The following is a 17,635-nucleotide window of genomic DNA, read 5'->3' as shown; positions in this document are numbered from 1 at the left end:
AGATTATTCGCTATTAGCATGGGATTTGACCCGAATGCTCCTGGTAGTTATAAAAAAGTTTTAGAACCCGTGGCTCCTCCTACTGCACCAGCATTTCAGACTAAAGTCACCATTGAGGGCATCAATAATCCTACAGTGTTGGGCTATATCAACAACATGAATGCCAATGACTTTGACGCTGCGGTTTCTCTTTTTACCTCCGAAGGTGCTTTGCAACCTCCCTTTGAGAGACCAATTGTTGGTCAAGACGCAATTCGCTTATATGCGTGAAGAATGCCAGGGATTGAAGATGCTGCCAGAGCGCAGCGTATCTGAGCCTGTGGAAGATGGCTATACCCAAGTTACAAGTTACAGGCAAAGTCCAAACCCCTTGGTTCAGTGCCAGTGTGGGCATGAATATTGCATGGCGGTTTTTGGTAGATCCTCAAGGCAAAATATTCTTTGTAGCGATTGACTTGCTGGCTTCTCTTAAAGAACTGCTGAACCTAGTACGTAAATAGAGGACTAGTAGTCTGTCCCATTAGTTTTGATGGATAAGAGAACGAATTGCAAAGGACGCAAAGAGCGCGAATTAAAAGAGGTAAAGAAGATAAATTTAAAACTGATTTACCTATCAAAACTTTTGGGACAAACCACTAAATTAGTTGCTGCTTAAGCGTGGATGAGTAAACGGGCGTAGTACAATGTCTAAGCTAGTAATGAAAAGTTTGTAGTAAGCACTTTAGTGCTTAGAAAATCAAGGACTAAAGTGCTTACTACGAACTTGCTTACCCATCAATTTAAATTTGACAGACTAGTAAGCCTAGCCTGTCATAGACATCGCTACTTCACCACGCTTAAGCAAAAGAAACTGATAACGGCTTTTTTGGTATCTTTATGTTGCGATTGCTATTGAAAACAACCGATTCGATCAGCGATCTTTTAAAAGATTATTAAATAGTTTTCAGGTGAATGTGGAGTTTTTTTAAGTCTCAGAATATACGAAATTAGAACAAGTAGTATTAACTTCTAGAACCTTTCTCGCTCAAGAGCATTTCAACTATTCTTTACTTATTTATATTTAAATAATAATATATCTTTGGATAGAGTAATAATTTATTCATCTACCAAGAGTAATAGATTATCAATGACTTTTTTCAATTTCTCTGAGCCGCTCCTGCGTGAAAAACAGCAAGAGCTAGATTTTCAAGATATTCAAGGTCTAGTCTGTCTAAACTACCAAATTGGAAATTTCATCCTCTTTTCAAAGTTTTATACTCGCGTCGATCAAGCATTTATTGTTTGGGGACTAATTTCAATCTGGGATTTTCGTAACCGCCCAGTTTCTACCTATTAGCTGGAGTATTCAAGCGATTTTGTGGTCAGTGCTTACCTTATTCGGTGCAGTCGGTATGGTAAGTTTAACTTGGTTTTGGGCAACTGTAGAACAGCTACGCTGGGTTGTTTATAGCTGGGCGATTTTAATCATAACGGGTTTAATCTTGACCGATCTGAGCATTTTTTTGGGATGGGGAGAGGTATTGATCCGTTTGTGTCCACTGTGGTTAGGATTAAGTGCCATCAGCTACCTTTGCACCGGGGTAGGAATGCGTTCACGCACATTTATTTTGATGGGGTTTATTCATTTGCTAGGAATTTTAGTTTTGCCGTACTGCGGTGTCATGCAATTTCTCTCAACGGGGCTAATTATGACCGTTAGCTTATTGTTACTAGCAGAATTACAATGAGATATGCAATCTTCAAGTGATTATAACCAATTAACACCACAACAAAAGCAGTTTAACCAAGCACAGTCCCAACGGCGTCAAATGACTAGCTAAAGTTATAAAGAATTAAAATCTTACTTTAGACAAGTTTGTATAAACAATATAGCTATATCTCTTGGCTAGCTAGTGTTTATACTTGAGAGAGAGAGTTTTTCATCCAACTGTCAGCTATTCTAATTTATGAAAACAAACAACACTGTATGGGTGTTATGCCGCTGTGGCCCATCATCAAACATCGAAGGAGAGCGACCGCAGATGTTTGAACAGTGTAAATTAAATGCGTTGACGGTGTGGAGTTTTTGTCGCTTCCTCCACTTCATTATCACCAAGGGAAGGTTAAATTCTTTATCAGAGCGGTCTGAGGTGATAAACGTCTTGTGTTTTTTACATTACAACTTAATTTTTGCACTTCAATCTCCTTAATTCATTTTGAACTAAAGAGATTGAAGTGTCACGACTAGTGCAACTATCTGTTAGTTGGCGTTTGTGTGTCAAAATATTCACGCCAACGACTAATTTGACTATCCTTGAAATCTACAACAATTACGTCATCAGCTTTATTACGAAGACCTGTTGCCTTTTCTGTATCTTCGTAGTACCACTCTACTGCTGCCTGACTTGCTCCAATGATAATCCGCTGGATATCTATTTTGATATCTAAATACTGTTGTTTAAAATGGGTAAGTCCTTCTTGAATTCCTTCTTGCCCCCGCCAGCATTGACCAGGCACGATTAATTCTCCATCAACTGTAAACAATTGTACAAGAGCATCGACATCTTGAGCAACCCATGCATCTTTAGCTTTTTCTATTAATATCTGCATATCTTGTTGGTTCATAGACTGAATGACAAATAAAGGTGTGCTAAAAGTTAAGCTAACAAATATAGTTCCTAACACTAGCCATTGAGATAACCAAAACATCTAGATTTTTTTACTCTTTCAAGTATCAAGCTATAGAGCATTTGTAACATTTAACCAGAAGTTGTTTCCATTGCGATCGCTCTTGCAAAAAGTCAGGTTTTGATTGGATGCAGAATGTCTGTAGCGTTGATTTTAATTCTACAACCAAAACTGGCGATCGCCTTCTAACATACTGCTTGGATAAATCCCCCTTAATCGTAACTTAGCAGTCTTATGCGCTCCATATACTGGCATTGGTAAGCGAGGCATTTTTAATGCTCCATGATGCAGTAAGGTCAGTTTCAAAGTAGTTTCAATCACTTGTTCTATGGGAGGAGAAATTAAAGCTGGGTGGTTTCCAGTGATAACTGTCAAGCGTAAAGGATCAGCAAGACCCATCTCTTCAGTTACTTGAGTAGTTACCAGAACTGCTTCAGTAGAACAAATACGCAACGCCAAACCTTTTTCTGGTGCAGCTATGGTTTTATTAACAAAATTATATAGTCGAGGACTACCAGACTTTCTACACTCTACTAATATTAATTTACAGCCAATAGCTTCAGCCCATTCTAGGAGATTAGCAACTTCTTGTCCGCAAAAGCGCCCATCACGATGAATAAGTACGGTTTTTCCTACTAGTTCCTTTGCTGGTAACAATTTTTCTAGTACTCTTTTAGGGATTTCTTCACCTTCAATCAAAGCATCTTCTAGATGATAGCGAATAAACTCTCCTTGCTTCCCATGAAGACGAATACTTGCACAAGCATTAACCGTTCCAGCCAGTCTTGACTTAGATTCTCTAGAAATATCCAAACCAATGAAATAGTCAGCTATTGCTAGAGGTTCAGCCAGAACAAAAGGTAAATTACCTACCTTGGCGAGAATTCCTGGAACCACCTGATTGAGAATATTTTTGTATTTGTAATAATCAGGATTCTTCAATGTATCCTCATAAATCATCTGGCTAGCTATCTGGCGACGAAGCAATAGATCATATATTTTGTGATAAAGACTACCACCCTCTTCCTCATCACCGTTACGATCACTCTGGGGCAAAAACGCCAAAACTATGTCAGGTCGAATTTCTATTAATTCATTGACTACTTCTAATTCATTAACTACTTCCTCCACTGTTGCTCTTGCCTTAGTCCCACTGAAATTTTTTAGCGATATTGGGTTGGTAACAAATAGGCTATCAAATTTATAGCTTTTTAACCGTTGTTTAAGTTGTTCTACAAAGTAATCTAACCCCATCTCACAAAAATTCAGAACAGTAATCCGAATTGGTCTGGATGGATCAGAAAATTTATTGTGACGGCGGTAAACACCACCTCTAGAAAGACCTGTGAGAATTTTACTTTGAACGCCAATAAATCCATTGCCAAACAGCAGGGGTGTATTTTCAATCGGAACTTGTGGTTGCCAAAATAACTCTGGATAGTGACGGCTGTTGATGCTGAGTCCTAACTCAAATCCATAATTATTTAAAGCATTTTCAGCTTCTTCTTTGTAAATAGCTAATAATTCTGTTCGTTTTTTGTAAGGAATTTTGGCTTCCTTAAGCAAGTCTCCCCAGTTAACCCCAAACTTACTAGCTGTTTCAGGTGTAACACAGGGACGCAAAGCAGTGATGCCATATTCATACAGCTTTTTACCTTTACCAAATTTCACAGCTACCAGGAGTTTATTAGATAGATTATCTTGCAGAGCTTGCTTACTAATTTCACTCTTGGCTAGATGAATAAGTTTTTGCTTGTGTATCAAAGAAGGCTCTTTAATAAGCTGTGTGATAGTACCATTACCTTGGATATCACCAGAAAGAGAGCGGACATTCAAATCAATTAAAAGCTTCTCTGGATTATCCTTATTAGGATGATTAAGATAAAAATCAGCTAAAGTTTTTGTTAATAAGAACTTGCTTTTAAAGGTTAAAGTAATAGCCGCTTGTGAAGTTCCATCTATTTCGATAGGTTCTGCCCAAAATTTTGCCTCACGTCTTACTTGCACACCATTTTTAGACAGAGCAGTTATGGATGAAAAGGGATATGGTTTAGATGTCTTTAGTACCTGATAAGCTAATAGGGAAATGACATTTGCTGAGACTGTTTTAGTGAGTGGAACTTCTTGGAATTGCCAAGTGCGATCGCTAAAATCTTTTATTCCTTCCGCAGCAATTTGTTCTAGTATAGATTCCCACTCTATCTTAAAAATCTGCCAATACCTCATATCTTTCTTGAATTTACCAAGAGCATAAAAATATGGCTTATCCCAAATGACGACCATGTGGGGTAAAATACGACTAAGATGGAAGCTCAAACTAATGCCTTCGTCCTGTTCAATCTCAGGTTTAAGTTGAAAGCACATTATATTGATATTTGAAAAATTTAAACGGAAAATCTCGCTAGAGGAAAGGGTTTTTATTTCACGAAAATTTGCGGTAGCAATCACCTAGAAACCTCACTTACAGAAAATTCACAAACTGAATTAAAGGTACAGTACCTACAGGCAATACCAGGATTAGGAGGGAATATTGTATCAAAATCATTTGGGTTTTTCCCATGATGTATTTTTTCAAGCTCATACCGTTTTGCTATATCTGCTAACTCTATCTGCACAAATTTAAGTTGTTCAGGAGTGGCTGTAATGATGTCAGATGCCAAGTCAGATTCTAAGTTGTAGAAAGACGCAACAGATGGTTGTTGAGGATAGAGATAGCTAGCGGCTAAAAGGTAGACATAAGCCTGTCGTCGGTCAAAGTCTGATTTACCTGTCTTGAAATCTAAAATATGAATAGTACCATCTTGCTGTTTAAAAGTGCAGTCAGTTGGTGCATATAGAGCGAAAGAATAATTACCTTCTTGGATAGTTATCGGTATAGGAAACCCCTCATCACCTTTGCTCAACTGAGTAATTTGCTTGCCAACTAAAATAGGTTTTTTATAATACTTGTTCAGAATGCCAATAATTTTCTCTTGAACTTCCTCTGGCTCCTGATTTAGTTTTAGAATAGCTGCAACTTGTTCCACACCCTCAGACTGGGACAAAAGTTGAGGATCTTGATAAAATTCATAAATCCCCGCTTGTGCTAATTTACCAATTCGCTGATGTTTGTTGTCTTCTAACAAAGCTTTAACTTGGGGTTCTTTGTTACGAACCTTGCTAAAGCCTCGCCTCATATCACAAAACCAGAATTCTTGACCCACTCGTGAATCTGATAAAGACCAAAGATTATAACTTGCAGATGGTAGCCGAGCTTGTCTCATAAGTTTCAATTTCCTATGATGCAAGCTGGTGTTTGGCTTACCTGCACTAAATCTCGAATCATAGACAGAATTTCTCTGTATTTAGTTAACAAGAAACTATACACCATCTTATGGTTAGCGATCAAAACTTTTAGCAACAAAAACTATATGCTATATTTGGAAATTGAATTTTTGCCAATAATTATTTATGTAATTCCATCACTAATACTACGCTTGTGTATGTTAGTACTTTACGTTTTGTTGCAAGTTGTGTGGTGCGATCGCACTCCATCATCTCCTGGCAGCGATCGCACCCCACACAGCATTACACTAGAAAGTAAGATGCTCAGAATAGCCTATGAACGCTACTACAACCACTTTCCCTTCTACACTCAAATTGAAAATTGACTTGACTGATGAGCAATTTTTCCAAATGTGTCAGAAAAACCGCGATTATCGATTTGAGCGTACAGCATCAGGGGAATTATTAATTATGCCACCTACAGGTAGTGATACTGGCAATCGTAACTTTGATATGGTTGTTGAATTAGGAATCTGGAATAAACAGACTAAATTAGGCAAAGGTTTTGACTCTTCAACTGGTTTCACCCTATCCAATGGTGCAGAACGTTCTCCTGATGCTTCTTGGGTGAAAATTGAGCGATGGAATGCTTTAACCCCAGAACAACAAGAAAAATTTGCCCCCATTTGTCCTGATTTTGTAGTAGAGTTGCGTTCTCGTACTGATTCCTTGAAAGAATTGCAAGAGAAAATGCAAGAGTATATCGAAAATGGCACTCAATTAGGCTGGTTAATTGACCGGAAAAACAAGCGAGTAGAAATTTATCGTCCAGGTAAAGATGTAGAGGTATTAGACAATCCTGCTAGTTTATCAGGAGAAAATGTACTACCTGGGTTTGTGTTAGATTTACAGCAGATTATGTAGTTTTATCGATTAGGATAGATATAGCGCATTTCAAAGCGACTTTGTTCCCAAAGTGGTATTAAAGCCTGTTTAGCAGCATTTAACTGAGCTTGTGAAAAAGATATTTTACCATTTTCTATAATCCAAATAAATATCCGAGTTATTAAATCTGCCTTGAAACTATTCTCGTATTCACTATTATTTATTCTTACTACTTGCCGATCTAAGCAATCTATAGCATATTTAAAAGTCAAGTTTTTCCAGTCTGTGGAATTGCTATAATTTTCTTCTGGCGTATTTTTCCACTCAACTCTCCGCAAATTTCTGAAAATATAGTCTATGCCTGTTATGGAAGAATCTGTGTTACGCACTAAATTTGTATAGGCTTGGTAATATGGTTTCAATTGCGAAGCTGCAATATTTTCCACATAGATATGTAGCCAAGATTGGATATCACGAAGATAAGGTACTAAGTCTTTGATATTATCAATTTCTTTAATCAGTGTACGTTCACTTCTGTAATTTATTATTTTTGCTAGCAATTCAGCTTCAGATAATTGAGATTTTTCTGAATAGTAATCAATAACCTTGAGAAGACATTTATTTAATAACCACTGTTTGGTATATTTAGCTGTCCAAGTTCCTCTTACTCCAATATTTTGCAGACATAAACTAAATTTAGCTGTTTCAATAGATTGTAAATTTATATCATTGAGTTCGTAGATTATATTAACTTTATTGCTAGGTAATAAAGATAAATCTCTGTCAAATTTGGGGAAGACAAATGCATGATCGCAAATTCCTCGACTCACTCGAATCGATATATTTTCTCTATGAAATAGATGCCATTCTGACTTGCCTTTTTTATAATCAAATTCATTAGCGAACTGCTGCATGAACTCCCATAATTCTTGTCTTACAGAAAAAAGGATAAAACCGCGAATTTCTGAAAAGTTTACGAATTCAAAATCCCATGTTTCTAAAGCATTCTCAAATTCAATTATTAAATTTTGATATTCTTGACAAATTTCATCAACACACAAACACAAGTCTGTTGCTTCTAGTTTTGATAAATTGACTGTTATTTGACCAAAATTTACTGTAAAATTATCTTTATCTAATTCTTTCAAAAAACGACGACAACCCCAATCAGGCTGGGTGTGTAATCCAGTCATTAATTGACCTAAAATATCTTGATGATTTAAGCGAATTTTTAGACCTTTAAAAAGAATACTACTGAATTCTATTTGACAATTACCTTCTCCAAAAGCTTTGGGTAAATTACAGGCGATCGCTACTTTTGGTTTAACAACAACTAAGTGGCAGCCTTCTCGCGTTATAGAAGGCTCAAAATCACATTTTTCTAAAAAATCCTGTAAATCTGGATTGCATACTATTAAGTTACATTTAGTATACGTAAAAATATCTGCTGTATTTTTATCGATATTTTTAACTAAATCAAAATTGAGTTTATTATAAAATTTTGAGGCAACATCTTTATTTTTTAAAGTATCTATATTTAGATCAAATACTAATTTTTCTTGATTGTAATACAGACGCTGAAAAACCTTGATTTCATATCCATTAGTGACAATAAAAAATAGTGTTTTAAAATGATTACTATAAAATTTAGCTTGCTCAATAGCCTCATTTAACTTGGTTTTTTGCGGTTCTATCGCTACAAAAATCAGTGATGTGTCTGTATTTTGTTTTTTAACATCATCTGTTGCAAAATAAATCTGAGCAATTTCTGGATTTCTGGCGTAGGTTTCTGATTGATATGTTTTCAAAGAGTATTCACAATGACATATCTCTGGATAGCAGAGATAGTGAAACATTGGCAAAATCAACTTTTCTTTTACATCATCTTCATTTCGTAAAACACGATGGTCAAAACCTTGTATCCATGTAATGAATTTTTTAATTGACTCTGGAATAGTCATCAGATAATCTACCTGCTTGTATAAATTTGCTATGCCTTATTTTGTTCGTGTAATTAGCAATTTATCAAGTCAGTTTGGATTATGTCGTGATTGTAGATACTAGAATGGAAGCATTCGTCTTAAACTTGACCTTGGCAAAACATATACCAAGAAAATTTACTTCCGTTAGAATCAAACATCTGGTGAAAATGAGGTAGGCAAAATACCCTTCTCTTAAAATCGCCGCTACGCGTAGCTTGCTTCCACGAACTGGTACGGGAAGCCTTCGGCTACATGAATTGTGCATAGCAAGGATTTCAGGCAACACATAATTAATTTCACTCCTATGTCTATTAGACAAGAAGGAGTCAGAATAGAGAATTTTTCTGACTCTCTGAACTTCTTATGCAGAATATATCTATTTCTTATCTTTGGGTAGCGATCGCTAGCCTTGCACCCTTCACCTGACGTACTTGATCCATTATCCCCACTATCTCACCGTGCAAGACTTTTTGATCGGCATTAATAATCACCAATGTATCTTGGTTAGAACCAACTAAAGTCCGCACTCGCGCTGCTAAATCATTAACTGCTATTGGATCGCGATTTAGGCTTACCTGACCTTTTTCATCTACTGTGATGGTAACTTTAGTGGGAATTTGCTGTTCCTTCGCCGTGGCTGCCTTCGGTAGATTTACTGGCAACCCTTCCGATCGTGTTAAAAACAGCGTTGACATAATAAAAAATGTCAAAAGGGCAAACATTACATCAATCAGAGGTACTACATTTATAAATGGTTGTAAATCTGGTTCATTATCATCTAGATCCATAGGACTTCTCCTGTTGTTCGTAGCGATCGAGTTGGTCATAACGGTCAAGAAACAGTATTTCTAGCTGTCCGCCGTACTCTTGAATCATTGTTATCTGCCGCTGGTATAGTCCCCGGAAAATGCTGGCTCCTAAAAGCACAAAGATAGCCACAACCAATCCTGAGGCGGTAGCAACTAAAGCTTCACTAATACCACTAGTGACTGCACTAGTTTTAGTACCTCCGACATCACCAATATTCAGTCCAGCAAATGAGCGAATTAATCCTAAAATTGTGCCGAGAAGTCCCAACAGAGGCGCTAAACCGATAATCGTGTCAAATACAGCTTGAAACCGCTTGAGCGTAGGGATTTCTGCTTGTGCCTCGCTTTTCAAAGCCAAACGAAATTTTTCTGGAGTCGGTCTTTCTAGCTGTAGTCCAGCCAGAAAAATGCGTGCTATGGGTAAATCTACATTTTTTTGCAGCTTATCCACAGCACTAACGAGATTATCAAGTCGATAAAGATTTAAAACCTCTCGCACCACCCGGTTTTGACGCTTACCAATCTGTATCCAAAACTTCGCCCGCTCAATCATTAGTGCCCCTGCCAACACCGAAAACGCCAGCAGGGGCAACATGACCACACCGCCTGCTTCAAACAAATTCTGAATTCCCATGTAGTGCCTCTAAACGTCATCAACAATACAAAATCAGACTACCAGAATCAAGCGCAAAAATGAAACTTTTTCTCAAGAAAGTTTAAAATATAATGGTAGTTTTTTCAAACATAATTATCATTATTTTTATTTAATCTTTTTTTGTTTTACATAAATTAATTTAATTAATACATAACACAAAAATTAATATTATCTAAAAATCGGTTTAATCAACAGTATTTTTCAAAGATATTTTTATTAAGTATGCTGTTCGTAACAGTGCCCGAAATAATTTTAATTTTTTACTTGATATTTGTAACCATGCATTCTAATATAACTAGAATTAGTGAGAATAGGTAGCAATAGCTATGAGTTTTTCCGGCACTACTGTCGAGCAACGTTCCAAAGAAGTTGAGGCTCTCAAGTCTTTTCTGACTTACAGTCTGATAGGTTCACTGGCGCTGCATATCGGCGTACTGTCTTCTGGTATAAGTCATTATTTGACGAGAGTGCCTACAGGAGAAGAAGAACCAATAGAGGTGGCGATCGTTGATGCTCCGACTGCGGAACCAGAAAAACCAATCGCAGAGATTCCAGAAGAAATAAAAAAAGAACCAGAAGTTGTCCAAAAACAGCCTATAGAAACTCCACCAGTAGAAAAAATTCAGCAGCAAGAACAGATTACAGCAGTTGCTCAGAAGCCACAGCCGATAAATACGCCGCCAAAAGCAATTGCTACCAAGCCGGAAGTTGCTGTGAAATCTGCATCTGTTCCACGATCGCCTCTGTCTGAAGATTCCAAAGCAAGTTCGGCAGGTGGCGGTGGCGGTGGTGGTGGTGGCGGCGGCTCTGGTGTTGGTTTAGGCTCAGGTAGTGGTATTGCTGTAGGTACAAGCAGCGGTACTGGCCCCGGTGGAGGTACTGGTACTGGTACTGGCGGTGGCATTGGTAGTGGGACTGGCACTGGCATTGGTAGCGGCATTGGTAGTGGGACTGGCAGTGGAACTGGCAGTGGCATCGGTAGTGGGACTGGCAGTGGAATTGGTAGCGGCACTGGTATAGGCAATGGAGTAGGAAACCGTCCAACAGTAGCAACAGCACCAACAGCGCCAACACCTCCAAAAATTAACAGTTCAGGTAATGCTAATGGTCGTGCAGCCTGCCGCGAATGTAATGCCAAGTATCCAGAAGGAGCAAGACGGCGAGGAGTTGAAGGCAGAGTAGAAGTAGCTGTAGATACTGATGCACAAGGCAATGTTACTAATGTGCGGATTGCTCGCTCCAGTGGAAACCGCGACTTGGATGAAGAAACTAAGAGACAAGCGCGTGACTGGAAATTAAAACCCGTAGAAGGTGGTAGACAAGGGGTATCTATAGCAACTGAATTTGCCATAAAAGGTTCACGACGATCGCGCCAAGTTCAAGAACGGCAAGCACAAAGACAAGCAGAAGAGAAAACCCAGCAGACAGCAGCTGCTAACTCCACACAGGAAACTTCAAGACGTAGGCGACGAGAGTTTACACCACCCTCATCTAATGAAGCTAGAGCCACAAGACCAGCAATATCTGGATTTAGTCGGCGACTGGAACCTCAAAGAACGGAAAGTCCTGCGAGAAACTCATCATCTGGAGCTAGGACAACTGGCACTCAAGGAAGTGCAAGAGAGTCCTTACGCCGCATCCGGCGTGAGCAAACGGCTACCGATTCATCACAAAAGCCACAAGAAACTACAAATCGGCGGCGGCGAAGAGATAACACTAGCCAGAATAAATTGCGGGACTCTTTGCGCCGTTTACGCCAACAACCTCAATCGCAACCTGCTGCTCCCAGTCAGCAGTAGTCTGTCAAGTTGAAATTGATGGGTTAGTAATCAGCGCTTGAGCGCTTAACAAAGGACTAAAGTCCTGACTACGAACTTATTGACCTAGTGAAGTTTGCTTGACAGACTACTAGTAGAGGGATAAAACTTATTAGAATCATACTTTGATTAACAACGATCGCCGCCTCCTGTTTTTAGGAGGCGGTTGTTCTTTAGATAGAAATGGCTTCATTAACCATTACCCATCTACCATGAGGAAGAGGGGTTAGGAGTGCGGTAATTTTATGATGGGCAATTAGATAGGCTGGCGATCGCTTGATTGATCAATTAATAGAAGTGGAAGTGAATAATCCTGCACTTTCCCCTACCCATTTTTCTGATCAGGGCAATGTAAATCGCCTGCGCCTAAAGAATGGGAGTAATGTTTGCTCATCACTAATTATATGCTGAGAGATATAGTCAATGGCTAACTCTCAAGTTGCTCATCTGCACTTGACGCTAGGCGTCAAATTCACTGATTTGAATAAAACTTCTACATAAACACACACTGATGCGGTTTGATTTGCTTGAATAGCTATATTGATAAGACATTGATCCGACGGCAATTCACAATTCCTGATTATGGCAAGTAAATTTATTGATGTTAGGGAATATACTGTCAGGGCGCACAAAAGACAGATTCATACTCGTGTTTTTCAGTTTGTCTGTAAAGAGTGTAACGATCTGACAAAGCGCGAGACTTTCGGACCTCGACCCTTATATTGTGAGAAATGTCGCCCTCCCCAACCGCCTAAGAAATCCCAGCCAGCATCTCACAAAGCAAAACCCAGAGCAATGTCTTATAAAAGTGACATCGATTTAAATTGATTAAAGCCCTATGACTCAAAATGGACAATTAGAACCGCCTCCAGGCACCTTTGTCTCACCACTCTTGGAATTACGAGACTATTATGCTCGCCTTACAGAAGAGTATGAACGCCTCTTTGTGCAGGCGCGATCGCAGCTCGATCATGTAGAAGCGTTGTTGTCTAACTGGTCTTTTTCTGATACCAATAAGCAGATATCAAGATTAACGGCGACTGATGAAACCTCAAATCTTTCTGGGGAAAGTTCTCTGCGGTTTTTATCACCCCTTGATGACATCGGCGAAATCAACTTGCTGGAATCTTTAGAGTCAGTACGAAATGACTCAGATCGAGTTGAGATAAATAATTCTTTTTCTGCTGCTGTTGATACAAAAGAGAGCCAATCTCTAACGACATCAACAGATCCAAAGATCGCCCTAGAGAACAACGATAGTTCAACGAAGGTAGTGGAAATTCCGATGCTACCTCAGTATCAGCACGCTATCTCGCGCATGGAAGCCATAAAACAGCTATTGCAAGAACAGATAGGTACTGTTTGTCATATCGATTTTATCGTGCGATCGCTCTATGGAGAGTTAGATTCCCATTTATTTAAAGTAGTTAAAGGTAGGGTGCAATCTTCCCTCACCCAAGGCAGAGAAAGGAATTACTGGGTAACTATTCCCGATGAGCCAGGTTGTTATACTCTGGATTTAAGTTTGGTAGCCCCAAGTAATCGTAATGGTGCTTCTAGGAGTATCAAGAACAAAAACAAGAAACCTTTCGTACCCCCGACAAAAACAGTACTGATGCTCAAACCCTTTGAGGGTCAATTCTTAATTGATGCCCTCACCTCTCTCTTGGAAGAAAATCCAGGTAAAGTTTTCAGCGTTGCTGAAGTGATCGCCGGAATTTATGGAGAACTAGATTCTCAGCAAATTAGAGAGATCAAAAATAAAGTGCTGAATGAACTATCTAGAGGCTATCGGACAGGTAGATTCGCTAGAGTTCCTAATCAAATCGGCTTCTATACTTGGGACTCAAATCTGATATTGAAGGGGAGTTCTCGTTAAATTGGGCATTGGGGATTGGGCGTTAGAAGTGCTGAGTGCTGAGTTAGGAGTTAAGAGTTAAGAGTTAGGAGTTAAGAGTTCTGTTTATCTCCTTGTCCCCTTGTCCTCTTGTCTCCCTTTTCTCCTCATCTCCCTCATCTCCCCAGTCCCCAGTCCTCTCCTATCCCAAAAACAGCTTGTATGCCGGATTCTTATTCTCATCCCAATAGCGATAGCCCAGGTGGTCGAGAAAAGCTTGCCAATCTTGCATCTCATGGGGGGGAACCTGAATACCAACAACGATTCGTCCGTAGTCTGCACCATTGTTGCGGTAGTGAAAAAGACTAATATTCCAGTCGGGACTCATGGAAGTAACAAACTTCATCAATGCGCCGGGACGTTCGGGAAACTCAAAACGGTAGAGCAATTCATTATGAGCTAGGGGAGAGTGTCCACCTACCATGTGCCGCAGATGTAGTTTAGTTAGTTCGTCGTCGGTTAAATCAAGGGTTTCAAATCCATGAGCTTCAAAGGTTTCTACCATTTTTACAGCATCAGCACGGTTTTGAATTTGCACACCGACAAAAATATGGGCTGTTTTTTCATCGGCAATGCGATAATTAAACTCGGTCAGATTACGGTTGCCAATACATTCACAAAACTGGCGAATACTTCCCCGTTGCTCTGGAATTGTGACTGCAAAGATCGCTTCGCGGCGTTCGCCCAACTCTGCGCGTTCTGCTACAAAGCGGAGGCGATCAAAATTCATGTTTGCACCACAGGCGACAGCAATTAAGGTTTGTCCCTCGATTTGTTCTCGTTCGGCGTAGGCTTTGGCAGCTGCGATCGCTAATGCACCAGCTGGTTCTAAAATGGATCGCGTATCCTCAAACACGTCTTTAATCGCAGCACAAGTATGGTCTGTACCCACCAAAATAATTTCATCTACATACTGCTGACATAAACGGAAGGTTTCTTCACCTACTTCCCGCACCGCCACGCCATCAGCAAATAACCCGACTTGGGACAAGCGCACCCGATGTCCGGCTTTTAGTGATTGAGACATCGCATCAGCATCTACTGGCTCAACCCCAATAATCTTGATTTCGGGACGCAACCGTTTCACATAAGCCCCAATTCCAGAAATTAATCCGCCGCCCCCAATTGCGACAAAAATTGCATGGATGGGTTGTTGATATTGCCGTAAAATTTCCATCCCAATCGTTCCCTGTCCAGCAATTACATGGGGATCGTCAAAGGGATGAATAAAGGTCAATCCTTTTTCTACTTCTAATTCACGGGCATAGCTATAAGCATCGTCATAAGTGTTTCCATGTAACACGACTGCTCCACCCCTCATTCTCACTGCATCTACCTTGACTTGGGGTGTGGTTACTGGCATGACGATAATCGCTTTGGTTCCTAAGCGTTGGGCTGCAAGGGCGACTCCCTGAGCATGGTTCCCCGCAGACGCTGCAATTACACCCTTTGCCAATATATCTGGTGGCAGTTGCACCATCTTGTTATAAGCACCCCGCAGTTTAAAGGAAAATACTGACTGCATATCCTCACGTTTCAACAGGAGTTGATTATTCAGCCGCGCAGACAAATTTGGAGCATACTCCAGTGGTGTTTCCTGGGCAACATCATACACACGGGCAGTGAGGATTTGGATGAGGTAGTCGCAAAACATGGGCGTCAAGCTGTTAGCAAATGCTGGATGGAAATTAATTTTACGTTACAAGCGATCGCACTGCTTTTATTGAATTGTTCTCTCTCGAAATTTTGATTGAATAAAATCTAAAAATTACTAATTAATACTCTTTGAAGAGAAATAAGTTCAGTTATGGAAATTTTTTGATGACTGCAAATTTCATGCGATCGCTGGTAGGTTGATTTTAAACTAGTTTTGCCAACTATCCGAGTATTTAGATTGATAGATTAAGTATAGTGTTACTTAAGAACATAACTTCTCAATTTATGTTAAAGTATGCGTGGAAGATGAAATTCGGCTGTACAGTTTGTTTTTATATATACTTGTATTACAGACCTCTCCGGATCTAAATTTCTATATCCCCTGATTCTGGAGACATTCTATGTCAATTTACGTTGGTAATCTATCTTATGAGGTTAAAGAAGATGACCTCCGGCAAGTCTTTGCAGAATATGGAACTGTAAAAAATGTTCAATTGCCAATCGACCGAGAAACAGGTCGGATGAGGGGTTTTGGCTTTGTGGAATTGGAATCAGACGCACAAGAACAAGCAGCAATTGATGCTCTTGATAATGCTGAATGGATGGGTCGAAGCTTAAAAGTTAATAAAGCCAAGCCCAAGACAGACGGCGGTTCCTCTGGTGGTAGACGAGGAAACTATGGTGGTGGTGGTGGTGGTGGTGGTGGCCGCTATTAAAGTCTAATATCAGGTTCGGTTAAACACTTATAATATCTGTAGGTTGGGTTGAGGAACGTAGCAAGATCCGCGAAGGGTAAACCAACATTTTCCTTCTTTATGTTGGGTTTCACTGCCGTTCAACCCAACCTACATTGATAGATTTTATTATAAGTAATTACCCGAACTTGATATAAAACCAAAAATTTAACTCTCAGGTCTTGAAGGCAGACTTCTTGTCTGCCTTTTTTGTGCTTCGGTTAAACGAAGAAAGGCAGAGAGCAAGATGCAGGAGGTTTTAAGAAATAATTTTTATGAAGCCATGCGTTAGGGTAGCTTACCGCAGGTATCGTTTTTGTAATAGGTATAGCAACCATGAACCCAGAAGTTAAACATATTGTTAACGAACTAAGGCATAAGTTCTACTCTAACTTTGCTACTGCTATGAATATGCCGGTGATCGTAACTGGTACATCTTATAGTAGTAATTCACCGATCGCATCTTGGATGGATCATAGGCAGAGACTCAACTATATAAATATATATGCTTATACAGCACCCGATGAATTTGTCCCATTCCGCCCATTCATTCTGCGAGTGGCTATTAACAAGAGTGCTGGTAGAGTGACAGTGACCAGAAAAGGACAAGTCTGCCGAGGTCTAAATTTGTTGTGGGATTTCGAGTTAACTGTACTACCAAAAGAAATCTTAGACTTTCTTCCCTGGATAGTTAACTTAGTTGAGGCCCATGATAAAGGTTCGCCCTTGTTGCTAGAATCACCACCCCATTCATTTGAATTAAAAGTGTCAGAGGTCAGATTATTTAATAACGCCTGGACTGAAACAGCTTGGCTCTTAGCAAATTCGACAATATCCCCCAATAGTAGTCTGTTAACTTGAAATTGATGAATCAGGACTATAAGGTGGTTATAACTATCTCAAATTTTCACGAATGATTTCGGACTGCTATATAGCGGTTCCCACTCAGATGCGGTACAACATTATATCGTGGGGTGTAGGGGCACGGCAGTGCCCATTGGTGTCAACTTAACGTGAAAGCCAGCCGAGAACAAGCTTTTAGATATTGTCTCGTTCCCAGTCTCCGACTGGGAATGCTTATCCTTGAGGCTCCGCCTCCCTTGCTGGCGGCTCTGCCGCCAGGAGTAGTATTTCCAGCCTCTGGCTGGAAACGAGATTTGAAAAGGAGTTTCAGCTTACAGCAGTTTTCAGATGAATAGACTACAGTGGACAAACCAACCCCAAGAATCGTCAGAGGAGATTTGCTCATTCAGAATCTGAGTTAAAACT

The 17,635-nt window shown here is 39.7% G+C and carries 17 protein-coding genes and 1 pseudogene; 11 read left to right on the top strand and 7 right to left on the bottom strand.

The features are described 5' to 3' along the window. Positions 1–12: 12 nt before the first annotated feature. The 3 genes and pseudogenes from V7K60_RS20005 to V7K60_RS19995 form a co-directional block, all read left to right on the top strand. Positions 13–500, top strand: a pseudogene (locus tag V7K60_RS20005) (ketosteroid isomerase family protein); the annotation flags it as partial. A 626-nt stretch (positions 501–1,126) separates the two neighbouring features. Next, a complete protein-coding gene (locus V7K60_RS20000; protein ID WP_334927633.1) occupies positions 1,127–1,336 on the top strand; it encodes a hypothetical protein in 210 nt (69 codons plus the stop codon). A 28-nt stretch (positions 1,337–1,364) separates the two neighbouring features. Continuing rightward, on the top strand, positions 1,365–1,727 hold the full coding sequence (locus V7K60_RS19995) for a hypothetical protein (RefSeq protein ID WP_334927631.1): 363 nt from the start codon (positions 1,365–1,367) through the stop codon (positions 1,725–1,727). A gap of 505 nt (positions 1,728–2,232) precedes the next feature. On the opposite strand, the gene V7K60_RS19990 is transcribed toward V7K60_RS19995, so the two are convergent. The 3 genes from V7K60_RS19990 to V7K60_RS19980 all read right to left on the bottom strand — a co-directional run bounded on the left by V7K60_RS19990 (position 2,233) and on the right by V7K60_RS19980 (position 5,930). Then, positions 2,233–2,604, bottom strand: a complete 372-nt coding sequence (locus V7K60_RS19990) for a nuclear transport factor 2 family protein (protein ID WP_334927629.1) — start codon at positions 2,602–2,604, stop codon at positions 2,233–2,235. A gap of 222 nt (positions 2,605–2,826) precedes the next feature. Further along, entirely contained in the window at positions 2,827–5,031 is a 2,205-nt protein-coding gene (locus V7K60_RS19985; protein WP_334927627.1) for a Piwi domain-containing protein, read from the bottom strand. An 80-nt stretch (positions 5,032–5,111) separates the two neighbouring features. Next, positions 5,112–5,930, bottom strand: a complete 819-nt coding sequence (locus V7K60_RS19980; protein ID WP_334927625.1) for a PD-(D/E)XK nuclease family protein — start codon at positions 5,928–5,930, stop codon at positions 5,112–5,114. A gap of 15 nt (positions 5,931–5,945) precedes the next feature. On the opposite strand from V7K60_RS19980, the gene V7K60_RS19975 reads away from it, so the two are divergent. Then, complete coding sequence (locus V7K60_RS19975; protein ID WP_334927624.1) at positions 5,946–6,317, top strand: hypothetical protein; 372 nt, start codon at positions 5,946–5,948, stop codon at positions 6,315–6,317. Beyond that, positions 6,268–6,855 carry a Uma2 family endonuclease gene (locus V7K60_RS19970; RefSeq protein WP_334927622.1) on the top strand — a complete coding sequence of 196 codons (588 nt, stop codon included), beginning with the start codon at positions 6,268–6,270 and terminating at the stop codon, positions 6,853–6,855. Before V7K60_RS19975 ends, V7K60_RS19970 begins: the two co-directional genes overlap by 50 nt. A gap of 2 nt (positions 6,856–6,857) precedes the next feature. Here the strand turns inward: V7K60_RS19970 and V7K60_RS19965 are convergent, their stop codons facing one another. The 3 genes from V7K60_RS19965 to V7K60_RS19955 all read right to left on the bottom strand — a co-directional run bounded on the left by V7K60_RS19965 (position 6,858) and on the right by V7K60_RS19955 (position 10,241). After that, positions 6,858–8,777, bottom strand: coding sequence for a hypothetical protein (locus tag V7K60_RS19965; protein WP_334927621.1), 1,920 nt, complete (start codon positions 8,775–8,777; stop codon positions 6,858–6,860). Between the two features lie 404 nt (positions 8,778–9,181). Further along, positions 9,182–9,586, bottom strand: coding sequence for an ExbD/TolR family protein (locus V7K60_RS19960; RefSeq protein ID WP_334927619.1), 405 nt, complete (start codon positions 9,584–9,586; stop codon positions 9,182–9,184). Continuing rightward, complete coding sequence (locus tag V7K60_RS19955) at positions 9,573–10,241, bottom strand: MotA/TolQ/ExbB proton channel family protein (RefSeq protein ID WP_334927617.1); 669 nt, start codon at positions 10,239–10,241, stop codon at positions 9,573–9,575. The genes V7K60_RS19960 and V7K60_RS19955 overlap by 14 nt, the downstream gene beginning before the upstream one ends. Positions 10,242–10,588: 347 nt before the next feature. On the opposite strand from V7K60_RS19955, the gene V7K60_RS19950 reads away from it, so the two are divergent. The 3 genes from V7K60_RS19950 (at position 10,589) to V7K60_RS19940 (ending at position 13,958) form a co-directional block, all read left to right on the top strand. Continuing rightward, the gene (locus V7K60_RS19950; protein WP_334927615.1) at positions 10,589–12,061 is read left to right on the top strand and encodes a TonB family protein; all 1,473 of its coding nucleotides are present in this window, start codon (positions 10,589–10,591) and stop codon (positions 12,059–12,061) included. A gap of 600 nt (positions 12,062–12,661) precedes the next feature. Then, positions 12,662–12,907, top strand: a complete 246-nt coding sequence (locus V7K60_RS19945; protein ID WP_334927613.1) for a hypothetical protein — start codon at positions 12,662–12,664, stop codon at positions 12,905–12,907. A gap of 10 nt (positions 12,908–12,917) precedes the next feature. Next, entirely contained in the window at positions 12,918–13,958 is a 1,041-nt protein-coding gene (locus tag V7K60_RS19940; protein WP_334927611.1) for a hypothetical protein, read from the top strand. Between the two features lie 160 nt (positions 13,959–14,118). Here the strand turns inward: V7K60_RS19940 and ilvA are convergent, their stop codons facing one another. Next, a complete protein-coding gene (ilvA, locus tag V7K60_RS19935) occupies positions 14,119–15,630 on the bottom strand; it encodes a threonine ammonia-lyase, biosynthetic (protein WP_334927610.1) in 1,512 nt (503 codons plus the stop codon). A 403-nt stretch (positions 15,631–16,033) separates the two neighbouring features. Here ilvA and V7K60_RS19930 point away from each other — a divergent pair, with 403 nt between their 5' ends. From V7K60_RS19930 to V7K60_RS19920, 3 genes are all read left to right on the top strand, one after another. After that, on the top strand, positions 16,034–16,348 hold the full coding sequence (locus V7K60_RS19930) for an RNA recognition motif domain-containing protein (protein ID WP_334927608.1): 315 nt from the start codon (positions 16,034–16,036) through the stop codon (positions 16,346–16,348). A 354-nt stretch (positions 16,349–16,702) separates the two neighbouring features. After that, on the top strand, positions 16,703–17,227 hold the full coding sequence (locus V7K60_RS19925) for a hypothetical protein (protein ID WP_334927606.1): 525 nt from the start codon (positions 16,703–16,705) through the stop codon (positions 17,225–17,227). 152 nt (positions 17,228–17,379) lie between these two features. Beyond that, positions 17,380–17,565, top strand: coding sequence for a hypothetical protein (locus V7K60_RS19920; RefSeq protein ID WP_334927604.1), 186 nt, complete (start codon positions 17,380–17,382; stop codon positions 17,563–17,565). The last annotated feature ends 70 nt before the right edge of the window (positions 17,566–17,635 follow it).

Source organism: Nostoc sp. (genome assembly GCF_036917555.1).
GTDB lineage: Bacteria > Cyanobacteriota > Cyanobacteriia > Cyanobacteriales > Nostocaceae > Nostoc.
The sequence above is the reverse complement of the archived record's forward strand: the minus strand, read 5'-3'. Positions and strand labels throughout refer to the sequence as shown.

Bases quoted from the DNA above. Each gene is read 5' to 3' on its own strand.
- V7K60_RS20000 (WP_334927633.1), top strand. From the start codon at position 1,127: ATGACTTTTTTCAATTTCTCTGAGCCGCTCCTGCGTGAAAAACAGCAA.
- V7K60_RS19990 (WP_334927629.1), bottom strand. From the start codon at position 2,604: ATGAACCAACAAGATATGCAGATATTAATAGAAAAAGCTAAAGATGCA.
- V7K60_RS19985 (WP_334927627.1), bottom strand. From the start codon at position 5,031: ATGTGCTTTCAACTTAAACCTGAGATTGAACAGGACGAAGGCATTAGT.
- V7K60_RS19980 (WP_334927625.1), bottom strand. From the start codon at position 5,930: ATGAGACAAGCTCGGCTACCATCTGCAAGTTATAATCTTTGGTCTTTA.
- V7K60_RS19975 (WP_334927624.1), top strand. From the start codon at position 5,946: ATGATGCAAGCTGGTGTTTGGCTTACCTGCACTAAATCTCGAATCATA.
- V7K60_RS19970 (WP_334927622.1), top strand. From the start codon at position 6,268: ATGAACGCTACTACAACCACTTTCCCTTCTACACTCAAATTGAAAATT.
- V7K60_RS19965 (WP_334927621.1), bottom strand. From the start codon at position 8,777: ATGACTATTCCAGAGTCAATTAAAAAATTCATTACATGGATACAAGGT.
- V7K60_RS19960 (WP_334927619.1), bottom strand. From the start codon at position 9,586: ATGGATCTAGATGATAATGAACCAGATTTACAACCATTTATAAATGTA.
- V7K60_RS19955 (WP_334927617.1), bottom strand. From the start codon at position 10,241: ATGGGAATTCAGAATTTGTTTGAAGCAGGCGGTGTGGTCATGTTGCCC.
- V7K60_RS19950 (WP_334927615.1), top strand. From the start codon at position 10,589: ATGAGTTTTTCCGGCACTACTGTCGAGCAACGTTCCAAAGAAGTTGAG.
- V7K60_RS19945 (WP_334927613.1), top strand. From the start codon at position 12,662: ATGGCAAGTAAATTTATTGATGTTAGGGAATATACTGTCAGGGCGCAC.
- V7K60_RS19940 (WP_334927611.1), top strand. From the start codon at position 12,918: ATGACTCAAAATGGACAATTAGAACCGCCTCCAGGCACCTTTGTCTCA.
- ilvA (WP_334927610.1), bottom strand. From the start codon at position 15,630: ATGTTTTGCGACTACCTCATCCAAATCCTCACTGCCCGTGTGTATGAT.
- V7K60_RS19930 (WP_334927608.1), top strand. From the start codon at position 16,034: ATGTCAATTTACGTTGGTAATCTATCTTATGAGGTTAAAGAAGATGAC.
- V7K60_RS19925 (WP_334927606.1), top strand. From the start codon at position 16,703: ATGAACCCAGAAGTTAAACATATTGTTAACGAACTAAGGCATAAGTTC.